This is a genomic window from Nonomuraea sp. NPDC048882, from assembly GCF_040649755.1.
In the GTDB taxonomy this organism is placed as follows: Bacteria; Actinomycetota; Actinomycetes; order Streptosporangiales; family Streptosporangiaceae; genus Nonomuraea; species Nonomuraea maheshkhaliensis.
The window spans coordinates 296,188-314,963 of sequence record NZ_JBEZGB010000011.1 but is presented as its reverse complement, the minus strand read 5'-3'; the positions used below and the strand labels follow the sequence as shown (position 1 = coordinate 314,963).

Below are 18,776 nucleotides of genomic sequence, written 5' to 3'. Positions count from 1 at the left end.
TCGCATGGGACGAAGGTCAGCCGAACAGGCCGTTGACGGTTTCGTTGGCCAGGTCGAGAGCGTTGACGTCGCTCTTGAAGGAGAAGATCGCCTCCATGGTCTCGGTCATGGTGGCGGTGATGTCGGCCCAGTGCTCGGCGATCGGCGCCAGGTGGGTGGTTCCCTCGTCCACGTGCACGGTGAACGCCTTGACGTCGATGCCGGCGTCGGCGAAGGCCTGCTCCGCCTTGGCGGTCGCGGTCTTGATGGCCGGGAAGACGGTGGCCTGCTTGGCCACGATCTCCTCCTGGCAGGCGGGCGAGGCGAGGAACTTCACCCACGCCCAGGACGCCTCCGGGTTGTCGGTGCTCGCCGTGATGTTGTCGGCCAGGCCGTTGAACAGGCTGGCCCGCTTACCCGTCGGCCCGATCGGCGTGGGCGCGATGCCCGACTTGACGTCCTTGAGGGAGAAGAAGGTTTTGGTGTTCCAGCTGCCCTCGGTGACCATGGCGTACTTGCCGGCCCCGTACGAGTCGATCATCCCGACGCCCGAGTTCACGATGTCCAGGCTCGGCATGTAGCCCTTCTCGATGAGCCCGGTGAACCACTTGATGGTCTCCTTGAACTTCGGGTCGGCGTAGTTGAACTTGGTCGGCCACGGGTTCTGGTCCCCGTACTGCCAGCCGTTGCTCATCGTGTACATGCTCCACTCGGTCTGCCCGAAGCCGCCGCCGCTGCCGTTCGAGCCGATGCCGTAGGTGGCGACCTTCGTCTTGTCGAAGCCGGGCTCGTCGCCGCGCTTGCCGTTCTTGTCCACGGTGAGGCGGGCGATGACCTTCTCGTACGTGCCGCCGTCCTGCGGGTTCCAGGAGAGCTTGGACATCTCCTCCGGCTTGATGCCGGCGTCCTTGAGCATTTTCGTGTTGTAGATGACGGCCACGGTGTCGAAGTCCTTCGGCAGCCCGTAGCGCTTGCCCTCCTTGGTGACCCACAGGTCGGCCAGGCCGTCCTGGTAGATCGACAGGTCCACCTTGTCCTTGGCGACGAAGTCGTCGATGGGCATGAGCTGGCCCTGGGCGGCGAACTCCGGGTAGCGCGACAGGTGGCCGGTGAAGACGTCGGGGGCGGTGCCGGAGACGAACGCGGTGGTCAGCGTGCTCCAGTAGTCGTCCCAGCCGTACTGGGTGATCTTGACGTTGTACTGCGGGTTGGCCTTGTGGAAGGCGTCGGCGCAGGCCTGGTACTGGGGCTGCTGGGCGGTGTCCCAGAGCCAGTAGTCGATCGTTGCGGAGTCGCCGCCGGCGGCCTCCGGCTCCGACGATCCCGAGGTGCCGCAGCCGGCCAGCAGCAGCACCGCCGCTCCGGCGACGGCGAGAGAACGCTTCATCACAACAACAACCTTCCGTGGAGTGGGGGGACGGCGCTCACTTGACGCCGGTGTAGCCGATGGAGTCGATGACCCGGCGGCCGAGCAGGGCGAACATCACCATGATCGGCAGCGCGGCGAAGAGGGTGGCGGCCATGAGCCCGGCCCAGTCGGGGCTGCCCTGCGGCGTCTGGGAGCGGAAGATGCCCAGCGCGACGGTGAGCACCCGGACGTTGTCCGCCTTGCCCACCAGCAGCGGCCAGAAGTAGTCGTTCCAGCTGGTGATGTAGGTGAGGATGGCCAGCGTGGCGATGGGCCCCTGGCTCATGGGCAGCACGATGCGGAAGAACGTGCGCACGTGCCCGGCCCCGTCGATGCGGGCGGCCTCCTCGACGCTGGCGTTGATCCCGAGGAAGAACTGGCGCAGGAAGAACACCGCGAACGGCGTCATGAGCAGGTGCGGCAGGACGATGCCGAGATAGGTGTTGAGCAGCCCCAGCTCTTTGATCAGGATGAAGTTGGGCAGCGTGGTGAAGATCGGCGGCACCATGAGCGCGGTGACGAAGACGGAGAACAGGACGTTCCTGCCGGGCCAGCGCAGCCGGGCGAAGGCGTAGGCGGCCATCGAGCTGAAGAAGACCTGGCCGAACGTGGTCAGGGTGGAGACGACGAGCGAGTTGCGCAGGTAGAGCCAGAAGTTGACCGTGCCGCTCGACCCGCCCTCGGCGATGGCCTCGGCCGTGCTCGACAGGCCCAGCACCCGGCGGTAGGCGCCGAGCGTGAAGTCCACGGGCAGCAGGTCGGAGGCGCCGCCGGCCAGCGCGCGGGTGTTGGAGAAGGACGTACGCAACATCCAGTAGAACGGGAACAGCGTCACCAGCATGGTCACGACGAGCACGGCCCAACCGGCCACTCGCCCCCAGCGGATCGAGCCCATCACGACCCCCTCAGATCCGACTCGCCCGCCCGCGACAGACGCATCTGGAGATAGGCGATCCCGGCGAGCAGCACGAACAGCACGGACGACAGAGCGGCGGCGTAACCGAAGTTGAACCGGGTGAACGCCATGTCGTAGATGTAGAAGTAGATGACGCGGGTGGCGTTGATCGGCCCGCCCGCCGTGGTGACGGCGATGGTGTCGAAGACCTGGAACGAGCCGATGACGCTGAGCACCATGACCAGCGCCATGACCGGGCGCAGCAGCGGCAGCGTGACCCGCCAGAACGTCTTCCACTCCGAGGCCCCGTCGATGGCGGCGGCCTCGTACACGCTGGGCGGGATCGTCTGCAGGCCGGCGAAGATGAGCAGCGCCGTGTAGCCGGTGTGCCGCCAGGTGTTGATCCCGGCGATGGTCGGGATCGCCCAGTCGGAGCCGAAGAAGGCCACCCGGTCGAGCCCGAACCACTCGATCACGTTGTTGACCACGCCGATCTGGAAGTCGAGCATCCAGTACCAGACGAGGGCGACGACCACGTTGGCGACCAGGTACGGCAGCAGCACGACCCCGCGGACGATCATCGACTTGGTCAGCCGGTACATCAGCACGGCCAGCACCATCGCGGCCACGGTCTGGCCGGCGATGTTGAGCACCACGTACTCGGCGGTGACCTTCAGCGCGTTCCAGAACAGGCGGTCGCCGAAGAGCCGCTCGTAGTTGTCCAGCCCGATGAAGGTCGGCGGGGTGAGGACGTTGAACTTGGTCAGGCTCAGGTACGCGCCGCGGAGCGCGGGCCAGAGGTAGAACAGGGCGAAACCGATGGTCGCGGGCAGGACGAACATGAGCGCGACGGGCAGATCGCCCAGGCGTTGTCGGAATGAGGAAGGCGGAGGGTGGAGCACTGTCCCGGGCGTGGTGCGGGGGGCGGCGCGGACGGTATCACTGGTCATCAGACCTCCAGGTGCCCGCCGGCGGTAGATCAGCGGTGCAGCAGCAGATGCTGGAGAGCGGTGACGGCCGCTCCCCTGGCCCATTCGTTGAAGGCGAAGGGCTTGACGGCCACCCGTACGGGGGTGGCCGTCCAGTGGGTGTGCTGGGCCAGCGCGGAGTGGAACGCGCCGGCGCAGACGTCGTACATGTGGACGGATTCGCCGGACAGGACGACCAGCTCGGGGCCCGTGAGGTTGGCGACGGTGGCGACGACCTGGCCCAGGGCGGCCCCGGCCTCGTCGAGCACGCGGCGTGCGACGGGGTGGCCGTCGGCGGCCAGGCTCAGGCAGTCGTCGAAGGTGAGCTCGGGCCGGTCGAGGGTGGTGGCGATCGAGCGGCGGATGGAGTGGGAGGTGGCGTACGCGCGGGCGCAGCCCCGGTGGCCGCGCTCGCACATGGGCCCGCGGTCGTCGATCTGGAGGTGGCCGACCAGCCCGGTGGCGCCGGACTGCCCGGTGACCAGCCGGTCGCCGACCACGAGCCCGCAGCCGATCCCGGCGCCGACCGTGACCAGCGCGAACGACGAGTGGCCCACGCCCTCGCCGAACCACTGCTGCACGGCCGTCAGCGCCCTGACATCGTTGTCGAGCACCGTGGGCACGGACACGGCCTCCTCCACCAGCGTGGCCAGCGGTAGCTTGCTCCAGCCGAGGAAGGGGGAGGTGTGCACGACGGGGTCGCTGGGGGCGGCGATACCGGCCAGGCTTATCCCGACGGCCGACAGGGGCCGGCCGGGCTCGGCCAGCTCCTCGACCACCTCGACGATCTGGCCGAGCACGTGGTCGCTCTCATGGTCCGCGAGCGGCCTCGACGTCTCCGCCTGGACGGTGGCGGCCAGATCGGTGCGTACGGCGAACAACTCGTCGGAGGTCAGCTTGACGCCGACGAACGACATGCGCGAGGCGTCCACCTGCAGCGGCTGGGAGGGCCGCCCGACGGTCGCCGGACCTTCGCCGGTCGCCTCCAGCAGGTAGCCCGCCTCGAGTAACGGCTTGGTCAGCTTGGTGAGCGCGGACGGCGACAGGGCGAGCCGCCGTGCCGCCTCCGCCCTCGACAGGGGGCCGTGCACGAGCAGCTCGACGAACACCGATCGCATGGCGTCGGTGAGCCGCACAGACTCGGTCTCGGTGTGTGAGAACACGGGCCCCATGGTTGGGCTTATATGTTCATGCTGTCAAGTAAATGGGTGGCACAGATCACTAACAAGAGGTATGGACCGGCGACTCCTCCAGGCTTTCATTGACCTCGTGCACTAATGCGAGTTAGTCTCCAGCGGCCTGATCGATCCAGCAGTCCCGGGGGACGCCGATGCCTGTAATCCCGCTCGACGACCAACACTGGGCGCTCACCACGCCCGGCTCCACGTACGTCATAGGCGTGGTGATCGACCCGGAAACCGGTGAGGCCGCGCCGCGGCAGACCTATTGGGGGCCGCGGCTCGGACCTGAGGCCGCCCGCCAGGTGACCGACCTGCCGCGGCGGCACGTCTCCAGCTTCTCCACGCCGTCGGAGGTCGAGGAACTGCTGCCGGTGGACGGTGGCAAGCGCTGGGGGGCGCCGTCCCTCCAGGTCGCCTTCGGTCACGTGCGCTCGGTGGAGCTGCGCTTCGTCGGGTCCGAGGTGCGCGACGAGGGCGACGGGGCCGAGCGGCTGGACCTGGTGCTGGCCGACGCCCACCATCCGTTCGAGGTCGTGCTGTCCGTACGGGTGCGCAGCGACACCGACGTCATCGAACGCTGGACCACCGTGCGGACCGGCACCGACGCCGCCGTCACCCGGCTCGACTCGGGCAACTGGTTCATCCCGGACGCCGACGCCTACCGTTACAGCGGCGTCTTCGGCGCGTGGGCCGAGGAGTCGCAGCTCCAGCGCGGCCCGCTGCCGGTCGGCGAGCTGGTCTTCACCAGCCGCCAGGGCATCACCAGCCACATCGCGAACCCGTGGATCATGATCGACGCGGGCGAGACGACCGAGGAGCACGGCGAGGTCTGGGGCCTGGCCCTGGCCTGGAGCGGAAGCTGGCGGCTGACCACCACGCACCGCCCCGAGGGCGGGGTGAGCGTCACGGGCGGCTTCGGCCACGACGGCGTGCGCTGGACGCTCGCGCCGGGCGAGGAGCTGGTCACGCCGCCCGTCCTGGGCCTCTACAGCGACGGCGGATTCGGCGCGGCCAGCAGGGCCTGGCACGAGTACGCCCGCCGGCACGTGCTGCCCACCCCCGCCGAGGAACGGCCGGTGCTCTACAACTCGTGGGAGGCGACCACGTTCGCCGTCACCGAGGCGCACCAGCTCGCGCTGGCCAAGACGGCCGCCTCGATCGGCGTCGAGCTGTTCGTGATGGACGACGGCTGGTTCGGCCGGCGCGACGACGACACCACCTCGCTGGGGGACTGGTTCCCGCACCGCGAGCGCTTCCCCGAGGGGCTGCGCTCCATGTTCGACGGCATCCGCGACCTGGGCATGAGCACCGGGCTGTGGGTCGAGCCCGAGGGGCTCAGCAAGGAGAGCGAGCTCTACCGCGCCCACCCCGACTGGGCCCTGCACCTGGAGCACCGCCGCCGGGACGAGAAGCGCCAGCAGCTCGTGCTCAACTTCGCCCGCGAGGACGTACGCGAGTGGGCGGTCGGCTGGCTCGACGGGCTCGTCACCGAACTCGATCTCGACTACCTCAAGTGGGACATGAACCGCCCGTTCACCCAGGCGGGCTGGCCGGAGAAGGAGCAGTCGCAGGACCGGATCTGGATCGAGCACACGCGCGGCGTCTACGAGGTCATGGCCCGGTTGCGCGAACGCCACCCCGGCCTGCGGATCGAGTCCTGCTCGGGTGGCGGCGGCCGGGTCGACCTCGGGATCCTGCGCTACACCGACGAGGTGTGGCCGTCCGACAACACCGACGCCCGCGACCGGCAGAACATCCAGCACGGCTTCTCCCAGCTCTACCCGGCCAGCGCCATGTCCGCCTGGGTCACCGACACGCCCAACCCGACCACCCGGCGCTCGATGCCGCTGCGCTACCGCTTCCACGTGGCCATGGCGGGCGTGCTCGGCATCGGCGGCAACCTGGACGAGTGGACCTCCGGCGAGCTGGAGGCGGCCGCCGAGCTGATCGCCCAGTACAAGCACGTGCGCGCGACCGTGCAGCACGGCCGGCAGTACCGCCTGGCCGGCACGCCGGGAGCGGAGCGCTCGGCCGTCCAGTACGTGCACGACGACCAGGTCGCGGTGCTCGTCTACAACCCGCTCGGCAACGCCAAGCGCGGCCCGCGCCGGCTGCGGCTGACCGGGCTCGACCCGGACGCCCAGTACGAGCTGGAGCGGGACGGCTCCCGCTGGTACGGCTCCACCCTCATGGCCTCCGGCATCAGGCCCGCCGCGTGGGAGCCGATCGGACCTGACTATCGCAGCGAACTGGTGGTGTTCAGGAGGGTGTAACCCACCCTGGCCTGGCCTTACGGTCAGGGTCCCGTAACCGTCCGGAGTGGTCGTTGCCCGCCCCCACGGTGCGTGAGAGTTTCGAACCCGCGAGGCCACGGACGGGAGCGGGGAGCTGCCGGCCGTGACCTTCGGGGGTACATGTCCATCTCACGAAGGGGGATCCACCATGACCGAGTCCGAGAGCTTCATCGAGAACCCGCAGGCGGCGTCCGTGCGGCTGGTCGACTTCGAGGAGGCGAGGGTCGTGCCGGGCATCGTGCCCAGGACGTTCATCCTGATCGTCAGCGGCACCAAGCCCTACCTCAACATGAAGGTCTCGCTCTCTCCGCTGATCTACATCAAGCAGCCGGAGTACTGGGGGATCGAGGTCGTCGGCTCGCTGTCGGGCATCGGCCTGCCCGCCACGGCTCCCTACACGGTGTCGCTGCCGCTCGACGGCATCCTCGGCACCAAGGGGATCGAGGTCATCGGGGCGAACAACCGCAAGACGTTCGACGTCCCGTAGGAGACGTCTTCTTCGCTTTGCCGAACGGAATGACGCGGGCCGGGGTCGCTGTGCGGCGCCGGCCCGTCCGCTCATGCGCCGAGCGCCGTGCGGATCATCGGGTACGAGGTCTTGAACTCCCTGATCCAGTACGGCCAGGTGTGCGTGCCGTTGCCGTACAGGTGCAGGGTGTGCGGGATGCCGAGCCGCTTGAGCCGCTCGCTCAGAGCCCTGCCCGTGTACGCCGACACCGGCTCGCCCAGGTGCGCCGGATGCCAGGGTGAGCCCGGCTTGTCCAGCGGGCCGTTGAAGCTGTTGGTGCCGCTGGACAGGTAGAGGCGCACGCCTCTCAGGTTGCCGGCCAGGGCCATGGGGTCGTTCGCGGCCCAGACCCGCTTGTCGCGCCTCGGGTCGCCCCACAGCGCCAGCGGGTCCTGCTTCTCGCTGGCCTGGGCGTTCATGATGAGTGCGGGAATGCCTGGCAGGCGGGTGGCCAGGATGCCGCTGTAGGCGCCGGCGAAGCGGAACATGCCGGGGTGGCGGGCGGCGTACTTGACGGCTCCGTACGCGCCCATCGACAGACCCGCGACGGCGCGGCGGGTCCCGGCCCGGTAGCCGAGCTCCAGCAGCCGGCGCACCTCGTCGGTGTGGAACGTCTCCCACGCCGGCGCGCCGCCTCTGCCGCCGTTGTGCCAGTTGCTGTAGTTGCCGGCCCGGCCCGCCTCCGGCATGACGACGATGGCGTCCAGGGTGGCCGTGAGCTTGGCGACGTCGGTCATTCGCGTCCATGAGGTGTAGTCGTCGGCTCCGCCGTGCAGCAGGTAGAGGACGGGCCACGTCCGTTTCGCGCTCCTCGACCAGCCGCGGGGCAGGAGGAGGCGGACGGGGAGCATGCGGCCGACCGCTCGGGAGGAGATGAGGACGTCCAGGGTGCGGGGGTCGAGACGGCGCTCGCGGACGACGCGGGCGGGGCCTGGGAGTGCCGGCTGCCAGGGGAGGGGGCCTGCGGCCTTTGTCGGTTTCGCGGTGGGTCGCGGGTCTGCGGGGTGGTCGGGAACGAGCGACCAGTCGGGGTCGGCGTGTGCGGTTCCGGCGTGTGCCGCGGTGAGGGCGGGGCCGGCGTGGGCCGGGGTGAGAGCGGGTGCGGCGTGGGCCGGGGCGGTTCCGGATGCGAGGAGGAGCAGCGTCGTCGTCGCCAGAGCCAGCATGCCGCGCATGGTCGGAGCCCCTTCACCGGTGGGTGCAGGCGAGGCTAGGCGGTGGGCGGCGAGCGTTCTATGACCCCTGGTAACGAAATTACCGCCCTCGTTACGCCGTACCGGATAAATCATCACTCGCGTGATAAATCACGACCGAGGATTGTTCCGCGCGGACCTGACCCTCGCCCCGGACAGGTGGGTATCTTGGCCGATCCCCCCTGAGGCATGGGAGTGGTCCATGGACGTACCCGGCGAGGGCGAGCTCCGCCGCTTCCTCGTGTCGCGGCTCGGCGAGCACGTGGATCCCGATCGGCCGCTGGGCGAGTACGGGCTGTCGTCGCGCGAGGCGGTGGCGGTGGCGGGGGAGTTGGGTGAGCTGGTGGGCCGGGACCTGAGCCCGACCCTCCTGTGGGACCACCCGACGATCAACCGCTTGATCCCCGCCCTCACCGCCACCAACCCTCCCACCCCCGGCACTGCCGCTGTCGCCGTACCGGCCTCCACCACTCCCGCCGAGCCGGTTGCCGTGATTGGGGTTGGCTGTCGCTTTCCCGGTGCGCACGGGCCGGCCGCGTACTGGGAACTGCTGATCGGCGGGCTGGACGCGGTCGGTGAGGTGCCGGACGGGCGATGGGAGGCGTTCGACGACGGTACGGCCCGTACCGGGGCGGCTCTGGACGGCGTCACCAGGCACGGCGGGTTTCTCGACGACGTGGCCGGGTTCGACGCCGAGTTCTTCGGCATCGCACCGGGTGAGGCGGCGGCCATGGACCCGCAGCAGCGGCTGCTCCTGGAGACCGCCTGGGAGGCCCTCCAGCACGCGGGCATCGCCCCCGGATCGCTGGCCGGCACGCGCACCGGGGTGTTCACCGGGATCTCCGGCAACGAGTACGCACACCTGACCGCCTCCGACCTGGCCTCCGTGGACGCCTGGACGGCCACGGGAGCCTCACCCGGCATCGCCCCCAACCGTCTGTCCTACCTCCTCGACCTGCGCGGGCCCTCCCTGGCCGTGGACACCGCCTGCTCCTCCTCCCTCGTCGCGACCCACCTGGCCGTGTCCGGACTGCGCTCGGGCGAATGCGACCTGGCGCTCGCGTCAGGCGTGAACCTGCTGCTGTCCCCCGTGATCACCGTCGCCTTCGACCGGGGCGGCGGCACCGCTCCGGACGGCCGGTGCAAGGCGTTCGACGCCTCGGCGGACGGGATGGTCAGGGCCGAGGGGTGCGGGGTGGTGGTGCTCAAACGGCTGGCGGACGCCGTACGGGATGGAGACCGCGTGCTGGCCCTCGTCGGGGCCACCGCCGTCAACCAGGACGGCCGCTCCAACGGCCTGGTCGCCCCCAACCCCGAGGCGCAGGAGACGCTGTTACGGCAGGTGTACGCGGACCGCGGCCCCGACTACATCGAGGCCCACGGCACCGGCACGTACCTCGGGGACCCGATCGAGGCCCGCGCCATCGCCGCCGCCGTCCGGACGCCGGTGCTGCTCGGCTCGGCGAAGACGAACCTCGGCCACCTGGAGGCCGCCGCCGGGATCGCCGGCCTCATCAAGACCGTCCTCGCCCTGCACCACGGCCTGATCCCGCCCAGCCTGCACTTCCACCGCCCCAACCCGCACATCCCCTGGGACACGCTCCGGGTGGTCACCGAGCCCACCCCCTGGCCCAGACGGGACGCCCGGGCGGGGGTGTCGGCGTTCGGCTTCGGCGGTACGAACGCCCACGTGGTCGTACACGCGTACGTCGAAAGGGAGCCGGAAACCGAGACTTCCACCACCGAGACTCCGGACACCGGGACGACCGCCACCGAGACAGCCGCCGCTTCACATGTCTTCCTGCTCACCGGCCCCACCGAGGACAGGGTCCGCGAGCACGCCCGCACCCTCGCCACCTGGCGGCCCTCAGCCCCCCTCGGGGACGTCGCCCACACCCTGGCCAGGCGGGCGGACCCGGGCCGATTCCGCGCGGCCGTGGTGGCCGCGAACACGGCAGAACTGGCCGAACGGCTGCGTGACGTGCACCCCGTCCCGACAGCGAGGGCCAAGGGACCGGTGTGGGTCTTCGGCGGCTACCACCCCCGCCCTCCCGCCCTCGACCTGTACGACACCGAGCCCGCCTACCGCCACACGATCGACACCCTCGCCCCGCTCCTCGCCGAAGCCGGGGTGGACGTATACGACCAAAACCCCCAAGGCGTCGCCACGATCCAGCCGATCACCTTCGCCGCCCAGATCGCCCTCGCGCGGCTGTGGCGGGCCTACGGGTTCGAGCCCGACGCCGTGATCGGTCACTCCATGGGCGAGGTGGCGGCGGCCGTGGTGGCCGGCGGGCTTCCGGTGCGGGACGCGGTCAGGGTCATCTGTACGCGGGCCCGCCTCCTCGGCGGCCTGGCCGGCGGCGGGGCCATGGCCGTCGTGGGCGTGAGCGCGGCCGAGGTGCCGGACGACCTGCACGTCGCCGTGTACACCGCGCCCGGCCAGAGCGTGGTGACAGGGGAACGGGACCGGGTGGCGGAGTTCGCGGCCGAGGTGGTGGCGCGGGGCGGGTTCGCCAGGACGCTCACGGCCGAGGGAGCCGGGCACTCGCCGCAGGTCAAGCCGCTGCTTCCGGTGCTCAGGGAGGAGCTGGCGGGCATCGCCGGGGGCAAACCGGTGCTTCCGTACTATTCGGTGGTCTTCGCCGATCCGAGGGAGACGCCCACGTTCGAGGCCGCGTACTGGGCCGCCGGGGTGCGCCGCCCCGTCCGCCTCATGCAGGCCGTACGCGCCGCGGCCGAGGACGGTCACACCCTCTTCACCGAGCTCAGCCCCCGCCCGTTGCTGACCGACGCGCTCCGCGACACCCTCCCGGCGGACGCGCTGATCACCACGGGCGACTTCCGGACCCAGGTGGCCCATGCCGCCACCGCCATCACCCCACGCACCCGCGGCCGCGTAGTGGACGTACCGCCCCCACCCTGGCACCACACCCGCCACTGGACCCCCGGCCGCCGCCGGCACCTCGAAACCCCCGACGGCCACGTGTGGACCCTCCACGCGGACGGCACCGGCGTACTCCGCGTCGAGGCCATGGCGGCCCTGCTCCACACCGCCGCCCTGGAGGCGTACGGGGAGGCGGAACTGCACGACGTCGTCCTGCACGCCGTGCTGCCCCTGCCCGCGCGGGTCACGATCACGCTGACGGGCGACGCGATCGAACTCTCCACCAAGAACGCCGCCGGCTCCTGGCACCTCCACGCCACCGCCCACCTCACCCCCGGTACGGCGGAGGACACCCCTGGTACGGCGGAGCGGACGCCCGGGTTGGCGAGGATCGCACATGTGGCGGCAAACGGCACCTTGTCGGGCATCGAGACCACAACCCCATCCCCTGCGCCCACCAAACTCGCCACCAAGCTGACCACGCGCACCTGGACCCCCGCACCCCTGAACCCGGTCGGTTCGGTTGGTCGCTCTGAGGTCGGCTCGGTCGGTGGGTGGATCGTCGCGGCCGATGAGGGGGACGCACGGGCGGACCGGCTCCGCTCGCTGCTCGGCGGCGAGTCCGGGGATCTCAGTCGGTCCGCTGACCCCCTCCAGGCGTTCGGCGGGGCTGAGGGGTTGCGTGGTCGGGCGGTGGTCGTGTTGACGTCGCGCGAACTGGACCCGGCAGGGGTGCGACGGGTCATGCTTCGGGTCGCCGCCCTGGTCGACGCGGGAGCCCGGGTGGTGATCGCGACCGAACGGGCGCAGGCGGTGCGGGAGGGCGAGCAGCCCGACCCGGGACCGGCGGCGCTGCGCGGCCTGATCAGAGTGCTCGCCCTGGAACGCCCTGAAGCCCGCGCCCGACTCGTGGACTTCGACGACCTCACCGACCTCGCCGCCGACCTTCGTGGCCGTGCGGTCGTCGAGCTGGGTACTGAGTCGGATGCCGAGCCGGTCCTGCGTGGGCCGGCGCTCCGGGCCGATGACGAAGTGGCATGGCGTGGTGGGGTTCGTTACGTGGCTCGGTTGTGCCGTGTTCCGTTGCCGGCCGGCCGGGTGACGCGCGTCGCCGGGCCGGGTGCGTACATCATCACCGGCGGCACCGGACGGCTCGGACGGCTCGTCGCTCGGTGGCTGGCCGGGCGCGGTGCCACCCGGATCGTGTTGAACGGCCGTTCCGAGGCGTCCTGCGAACACCTTGTGGTGACGGGCGACCTGGCCGCGCCGGGGACGGCGGAGCGGCTGGTGGCGGCGGCCACGGCAAATGGGGTACGGCTGCGCGGGGTGATCCACGCGGCCGGGGTCCTGGACGACCGCCTGGTGTCCGACCTCGACCCGGAGAGCCTGGAACGGGTATGGGCCGCCAAGGTCGACGGCGCCCTGCGGCTGCACGAGGCGACGGCGGCGCTGGACCTGGACTGGTGGGTGGCGTTCTCGTCGGCGGCCGGGCTGCTCGGGTCTCCTGGGCAGGCGGCGTACGCGACCGCGAACGCCTGGCTGGACGGGCTTTGCGAGCTGCGCAGGGCGCAGGGGTTGCCGGGGATCAGCATCGCGTGGGGGCCGTGGGCGGGCACGGCTGCCGGTGCGCTGCCCGCCGTGGACTCGCTGACGGCGGAGGAGGGCATCGAGGCGCTGGAGGCGTTGATCCAGCGGGGGTTGTCGGCCGGGGTGGTCAAGATCGATGTTGAACGGGCAACCGAGTTGTTCCCCGCCATAACCCACATGCCGTATTTCTCGCAGTTCTCCCAGTTCCCGCAGTTCTCGCACTCTTCGGCATCACGCGGGCCGGCCCTCATCGCCCAAGACCCAGCCCGCGATCCCGCCCATCACTCTGCTCGGCACCTCACCCATGACTCTGCTCGGCACCTGGCCCAGCACCCCGCTCGGCTCCTCACCCAGCGTCCTGCTCTGGACCCCGCCGGGCTCACACCGGCCGAGGTTCTGGACGCGCTCGGGAAACGGGTGGCGACGGTGCTGGGAGTGGAGACGGGGCGGCTGGGCGCGGACGTGGTGCTGACAGACCTGGGCCTGGACTCGCTGTCGGCCACCCGGCTTCGCGGCATCATCGAGCACGACTTCGGCGTCACAGTCGCCACCGCCCCGCTGCTCACGGGCGCCACCCTCGGAACGCTGGCCCGCATGCTCACCACCGACCGGGAATCGGTACCAAAGGCAGCCGGTCACCCAGTGTCGTTCGGGGTCGGGAGTGGGGCGCGGGATGCGGCGGAGCGGCAGGTGGTGCGGGTGCTGGGTAGCCTGCTTGGGCGGGAGCCGGCTCTGGCGGAGGTCGTCACGTCCGGTGTCCTGCCTCAGGTGCTCGACGCTCTCGGTCGGGAGCTCGGCAGGCCGCTCCCTCTGCCGGCCGAGCGGCCCGCCACCGCGCCCACGCTGAGTGTGGAGGCGCTGGCCGACGTCGTACGGGAGATGGACGAGGCCGTGGCGGGCCGCGAGCTGATCCGCCCGCTGAACGGCCCCGCCCGCACGGGACGGCCGCTCTTTCTGGCTCACCCCGCCGGAGGCACCACCGGCGTGTACGCGTTGCTGGCCGACCGTCTCCCCGCCCCGGTCCTGGGTCTGGAACGCCTGGAACGCCCGGAGGGTCCAGAAGGGCTGGAACGAATGGACGGCGGCGGCGTCATGGGCATCCCCGAGCGCGCCGCCCACTACGCCCAAGCGATCAAGGACACCTGCCAGGGCCCGTACCGGCTGGGTGGATGGTCGTTCGGCGGGATCCTGGCGTTCGAGATCGCGCACCGGCTCGGCGGTGAGGCGGAGCTGGTGGTCATGATCGATTCGGGGCTGCCCGAGCCGGTGCCCGAGGCGGTGCGGCGGGAGGCGGAGGCGCGGCGGTACGTGGACTTCGCGGCCTACCTGCGACGGACCTACAACGTGCACGTCCGCCTCGAAGCGGCCGAGCTGCTGGGCCTGGCGACGGAGGAGGAGCGCATGGAGCTGGTCAGGACCAGGATGGCCGAGTCGGGGGCGCCGGCGGCGCTGCCCCCGTCGATCCTGCGTCACCAGCTCGCCTCGCACCAGGACACGAGGGCCATCGAGCGCTACCGCCCGGCCCCGTACCACGGCAGGGTCGTCCTCTATCGGTCCACGGAGCCCGCGCCCTGGGCGGTGCGTGACTTCCGGTACGCGCACGAGGCGGATCCGGCCAGGGGCTTCGGCCCGTACGCGACCGACCTGGAGATCGTCGAGATCCCCGGGTCGCACCACCTCAACCTGCTCGACCCGCCGCACGTCGAGATCGTGGCCAAGCACCTGGGAGGACTGCTGTGACGCGAGCACAAGCACAGGTAACAGGGCAAGAGCTGGCGCAGGCGGCGGTGGCCGGGGCGGAGAGCGCTGAGCTGGAGCGCCTGGAGCTGCCCACGGTCTACCGGGCCGCGCACCTGCGTAAGGACGACGTGGGCACGTTCGACCAGCACGACCAGGACAAGGACGTGCGCAGGACGCTGCACGTCGGCGAGGTGCCCATGCCGGAGCCGGCCGAGGACGAGGTCCTGATCGCGGTGATGGCCAGCGCGATCAACTACAACACCGTGTGGTCGGCGACGTTCGAGCCGGTCCCGACGTTCGCGTTCCTTGAGCGCTTCGGGCGTACGGATCCGAGGCACGACCTGCCGACCCACGTGCTCGGCTCGGACGCGGCGGGGGTGATCGTCAGGACCGGCCGGGCGGTACGCCGCTGGCGGGCCGGCGACCGCGTGGTCACCAGCCCCGCGTACGTGGACGGCGAGGACCCGGCCGGCCAGCAGGACGGCATGCTCGCGGCCGACCTGCGGGCCTGGGGCTTCGAGACGAACTTCGGCGGCCTGGCCGACTTCGCCGTGGTCAAGGCGACCCAGCTGCTCCCGAAGCCGCGCCACCTGACCTGGGAGGAGGCGGCCTGCAACATGTTGTGCGCCTCGACCGCGTACCGGATGCTGGTCGGCGAGCGCGGCGCGCGGATGAAGCAGGGGGACGTGGTGCTGCTGTGGGGCGCGACGGGCGGCCTCGGCGGGTACGGCGTGCAGCTCGTACGCAACGGAGGCGGCATCCCCGTCGGCGTCGTCAGCTCGCGGGAGAAGGCGGACCTGCTGCGCCGCATGGGCTGCCCGTACGTGATCGACCGCTCGCAGTTCGAGGACCTGTCGGACGAGAAGGGGTGGCGGCGGCTGGGCGCGGAGGTGCGGCGGCTGGTGGGGGAGGATCCGGCGATCGTGTTCGAGCACACGGGCAGGGAGACGTTCGGCGCCTCCGTGTACGTGGCCAGGCGCGGCGGCTCGGTGGTGACGTGCGGGTCGTCCAGTGGGTACGACCACACGTACGACAACCGGCACCTGTGGATGAAGCTCAAGCGGATCATCGGCTCCCACGGCGCGAACTACCAGGAATGCCACGAGGTCAACCGGCTGATCTCGCTCGGCCTGATCCATCCCACGCTCTCGGCCGTCTACCCGCTGGAGCGGACGGGCGAGGCGGCCCGCGCGGTGCAGCTCAACCGGCACGTGGGGAAGGTGGGCGTGCTCGCTCTGGCGCCCGGGGAGGGGCTCGGCGTGGAGGATCACGCACTGCGCGAGCGGATCGGCGAGGACCGCCTCCGCCTCTTCCGCACGGCGCCGTGAAGCGACTCGCACATTCGCCGCTCTTCCGTACGTCGCGAAGCGGCTCGCACGGTCTGCCGCTGTTCCGCACGTCGTGATTCGGAAGAACGGCAGGTAGGGCGATATTTCGGTATCTTGCGTAACTCGACAAGACCGAAACCGCGACAGAAGGGAACGGCACGTGTCGGACGATGCCGGCCTTCAGGCCCTCCGCGAGGCGGCGCGCCTTTCTCCGGACAACCTCCCCCTGCGCCAGCACCTCGCCGGGCAACTCCTGGCCAAGGGGTACCTCGCCGAGGCCGAGGCCGAATTCCGCGCCGCGCTCGTGCTCGCGCCCAAGAACCCTGACATCATCGCCGGCCTGGCCGAGGCGTTCGTCCGGCAGAGCGCGTACGGACCCGCGCTGGCCGCGCTCGAACCCCTGCTGGCCGAGCCCGGCTACCCGCCCAGGCTGGGCATCCTCGCGGCCAGGGCCCTCATGGGCGAGGGCGACATGGGCCGGGCCGCCTACCGGTACTTCGAGGCGATCAACAGGGACGCCTCCCTGGCCGATCCCGACCTGGCCGGCCGCCTGACCCCGGGCGGCCCCGGCAGCCCGTGGCCGCCCCCGGCCGCCGCGCCGCCCCCCATGCCCGCCACCCCGTCCGGCTCCCCGCCGCCGCCCCCTCCGCACGCATATCCGAGCGGCCCCGGACCCTCCACGCCGCATGTCGCACCCGCGAACAGCGCCACCGCCGAGGTCGAGCGCTCCGGCGTGACGTTCGCCGACGTCGCCGGCATGGAGACGGTCAAGGAGGCGCTGCGGATCAAGCTCCTGCTCCCGCTCCAGCAGCCCGAGCTCTACGCCGCGTACGGCAAGCGCGCCGGCGGCGGCGTCCTGCTCTACGGCCCGCCGGGAGCGGGAAAGACGCACCTGGCCAGAGCGGCCGCCGGTGAGCTGGGCGCGGCGTTCGTCAACGTCGGCCTGTCGGACATTCTCGACATGTACGTCGGCTCCAGCGAGCGCAACCTGCACGCCACATTCGACCTGGCCCGCCGCAACCGCCCCTGCGTGCTGTTCTTCGACGAGGTGGACGCGCTGGCCGGCCGCCGCTCCGACATGCGTCACGCGCAGACCAGGCAGCTGGTCAACCAGTTCCTGTCGGAGCTCGACGGCGTGGACCAGAGCGCCAACGAGGGCGTCCTGGTGCTGGCCGCCACGAACGTCCCCTGGTACGTGGACGCCGCCTTCCGCCGCCCCGGCCGCCTCGACCAGCCGGTGTTCGTGCCGCCACCGGACGCCGCCGCCCGCGCGGCCATCCTGCGCATCCTGTGCCGGGACAAGCCGCTGGCCGAGATGGACTTCGACGCCGTGGCGCGGGTGACCGAGCACTTCGTCGGCGCCGACCTCAAGGGCCTGGTGGACCGGGCGGTGGAGGCCAAGCTGCAGCAGTCGATCAGCGCGGGCCGGCCGATCCCGCTGTCCACGCAGGACCTGCTGGCCGCGGCCCAGACGCTGCGCCCGACGGCGGTGCGCGAGTGGATGGCGACCGCCCGCAACTACGTGCTGCACGCCAACGACTCGGGCGCCTGGGACGAGCTGATGCCCTGGGTGAAGGGCAAGTGGTGACGGTCGCCGGCCCGGTCGAGTGGAGCACGTGGTGAAGGCCGCCGATCCGGTCGAGCGGGCGCGTACGCTGATCCAGCTGCGCCGCCCCGCCGACGCCGAGCGCGAGCTGCGCGGCCTGCTCGCCCAGGAGCCCGAGCGCGTCTCCGGGCACGCCCTCCTGGGGCTCGCCCTGATCCTCCAGGGGCAGGAGGGCGAGGCCGTCGAGGAGGCCCAGGAGGCGGTACGGCTCGCGCCCGACCAGTGGTTCCCCCAGTACGCCGCCGCCCAGGTGTACTACCGCGCCCGGCGGCCCGAGCAGGCGATGACCGCAGTCCGCGAGGCCCTGCGGCTCGAACCCCAGCACGTCCCGAACTGGGAGGTGCTGGCCCGCGTGCACATGCTGCGGGGCGAGTGGGCGCTGATGGCCGGCGCGGCCAGGCAAGGGCTCGCCATCGATCCTGAGGACCGCGACCTGGTCAGCCTGCTCTCGCTGGCCTGCACGAACCTGGGCGACGGCGGTCAGGCGATGGCCGCCGCCGCGCACGCCGTACAGCTCGACCCGGAGAACCCCACCGCGCACTTCGTGCGGGGACGCGCGGCGCTCAGGTTCGGCGAGCCCCGGCGGGCGGCGGAGTCGTTCCGTGAGGTGCTCAGGCTCGACCCCGGCTTCGGGGCCGCCAGGGACTACCTGGTGGCGGCGCTGAAGCAGCGCAACCCGCTTTATCGGGTGCTCTCGCGGCTGCGCGGCCGGTTCACCGGCGGCTGGCGGCTGATCTTCCTGCTGCCCGCCGTCCCGCCTGTCATCGTGGTCTTCGTTCTCGTCGCCGTGCTGCACTGGGTGGCCTGGATAGCCGAGGCGTGGACCACGTTGCGGCTGGCCCGCGCCAAGGCGACCAGGCTGCTGTTCGAGGGCGCCGAGACCCGGGTGGCGCTGGCGTGCTGGGGCCTGCTGGCGACCGGCGGGCTGCTGCTCGGGCTGGGCATCGGGCTCGGCGCCGAGCCGGTCGGCACGGCGGGCGTGACGGTGATGGCCCTGGTCACGCCGCTGCAGGAGGCCGCGCACACCGGCTCGCCGCGCGGGCGGACGATCCTGTACGGCTGGACGGGCCTGCTCGCCCTGGCCGCCGCCGTGGCCGTGATCGTCACCCAGCCGGTGGTGGCCCTGCTCGCCGTGTACGCCGCCCTCGCCACGGTCTGGCTCGCCACCCTCGTCCGCGGCCGCCCGGCCGGCAGCCTCTGAC

The 18,776-nt window shown here is 71.3% G+C and carries 11 protein-coding genes; 6 read left to right on the top strand and 5 right to left on the bottom strand.

The genetic code is table 11. The annotated features are described in order from the left end of the window. Positions 1 to 16 precede the first annotated feature (16 nt). From AB0C27_RS35370 to AB0C27_RS35355, 4 genes are read right to left on the bottom strand one after another with little or no spacing between them, the layout of a single operon-like run. Entirely contained in the window at positions 17 to 1,366 is a 1,350-nt protein-coding gene (locus tag AB0C27_RS35370) for a sugar ABC transporter substrate-binding protein (RefSeq protein WP_357853243.1), read from the bottom strand. A 37-nt stretch (positions 1,367 to 1,403) separates the two neighbouring features. Beyond that, complete coding sequence (locus tag AB0C27_RS35365) at positions 1,404 to 2,282, bottom strand: carbohydrate ABC transporter permease (RefSeq protein ID WP_357853240.1); 879 nt, start codon at positions 2,280 to 2,282, stop codon at positions 1,404 to 1,406. Continuing rightward, on the bottom strand, positions 2,282 to 3,232 hold the full coding sequence (locus AB0C27_RS35360; RefSeq protein ID WP_357853237.1) for a sugar ABC transporter permease: 951 nt from the start codon (positions 3,230 to 3,232) through the stop codon (positions 2,282 to 2,284). The genes AB0C27_RS35365 and AB0C27_RS35360 overlap by 1 nt, the downstream gene beginning before the upstream one ends. Positions 3,233 to 3,261: 29 nt before the next feature. Beyond that, positions 3,262 to 4,413, bottom strand: coding sequence for an ROK family transcriptional regulator (locus AB0C27_RS35355; RefSeq protein ID WP_357853234.1), 1,152 nt, complete (start codon positions 4,411 to 4,413; stop codon positions 3,262 to 3,264). Positions 4,414 to 4,580: 167 nt separating this feature from the next. Here AB0C27_RS35355 and AB0C27_RS35350 point away from each other — a divergent pair, with 167 nt between their 5' ends. Both AB0C27_RS35350 and AB0C27_RS35345 read left to right on the top strand, forming a co-directional pair. Then, positions 4,581 to 6,704: an alpha-galactosidase gene (locus AB0C27_RS35350; RefSeq protein ID WP_357853231.1), complete on the top strand. Its 2,124-nt coding sequence runs from the start codon at positions 4,581 to 4,583 to the stop codon at positions 6,702 to 6,704. Between the two features lie 169 nt (positions 6,705 to 6,873). Next, positions 6,874 to 7,212 (top strand): hypothetical protein, encoded by a 339-nt coding sequence (locus AB0C27_RS35345; RefSeq protein WP_357853228.1) that lies wholly within the window; start codon positions 6,874 to 6,876, stop codon positions 7,210 to 7,212. A 71-nt stretch (positions 7,213 to 7,283) separates the two neighbouring features. Here AB0C27_RS35345 and AB0C27_RS35340 read toward each other — a convergent pair whose 3' ends face one another. Next, positions 7,284 to 8,408, bottom strand: coding sequence for an alpha/beta hydrolase family protein (locus AB0C27_RS35340; protein WP_357853225.1), 1,125 nt, complete (start codon positions 8,406 to 8,408; stop codon positions 7,284 to 7,286). Positions 8,409 to 8,628: 220 nt separating this feature from the next. Between AB0C27_RS35340 and AB0C27_RS35335 the strand changes: the two genes are divergently transcribed. The 4 genes from AB0C27_RS35335 to AB0C27_RS35320 all read left to right on the top strand — a co-directional run bounded on the left by AB0C27_RS35335 (position 8,629) and on the right by AB0C27_RS35320 (position 18,775). Further along, complete coding sequence (locus AB0C27_RS35335; protein ID WP_357853222.1) at positions 8,629 to 14,640, top strand: SDR family NAD(P)-dependent oxidoreductase; 6,012 nt, start codon at positions 8,629 to 8,631, stop codon at positions 14,638 to 14,640. Then, complete coding sequence (gene ccrA / locus AB0C27_RS35330) at positions 14,637 to 15,968, top strand: crotonyl-CoA carboxylase/reductase (RefSeq protein WP_357853219.1); 1,332 nt, start codon at positions 14,637 to 14,639, stop codon at positions 15,966 to 15,968. Before AB0C27_RS35335 ends, ccrA begins: the two co-directional genes overlap by 4 nt. A gap of 160 nt (positions 15,969 to 16,128) precedes the next feature. Then, positions 16,129 to 17,556 (top strand): ATP-binding protein, encoded by a 1,428-nt coding sequence (locus AB0C27_RS35325; RefSeq protein ID WP_357853216.1) that lies wholly within the window; start codon positions 16,129 to 16,131, stop codon positions 17,554 to 17,556. Between the two features lie 31 nt (positions 17,557 to 17,587). Continuing rightward, entirely contained in the window at positions 17,588 to 18,775 is a 1,188-nt protein-coding gene (locus AB0C27_RS35320) for a tetratricopeptide repeat protein (protein ID WP_357853213.1), read from the top strand. Position 18,776 lies beyond the last annotated feature (1 nt).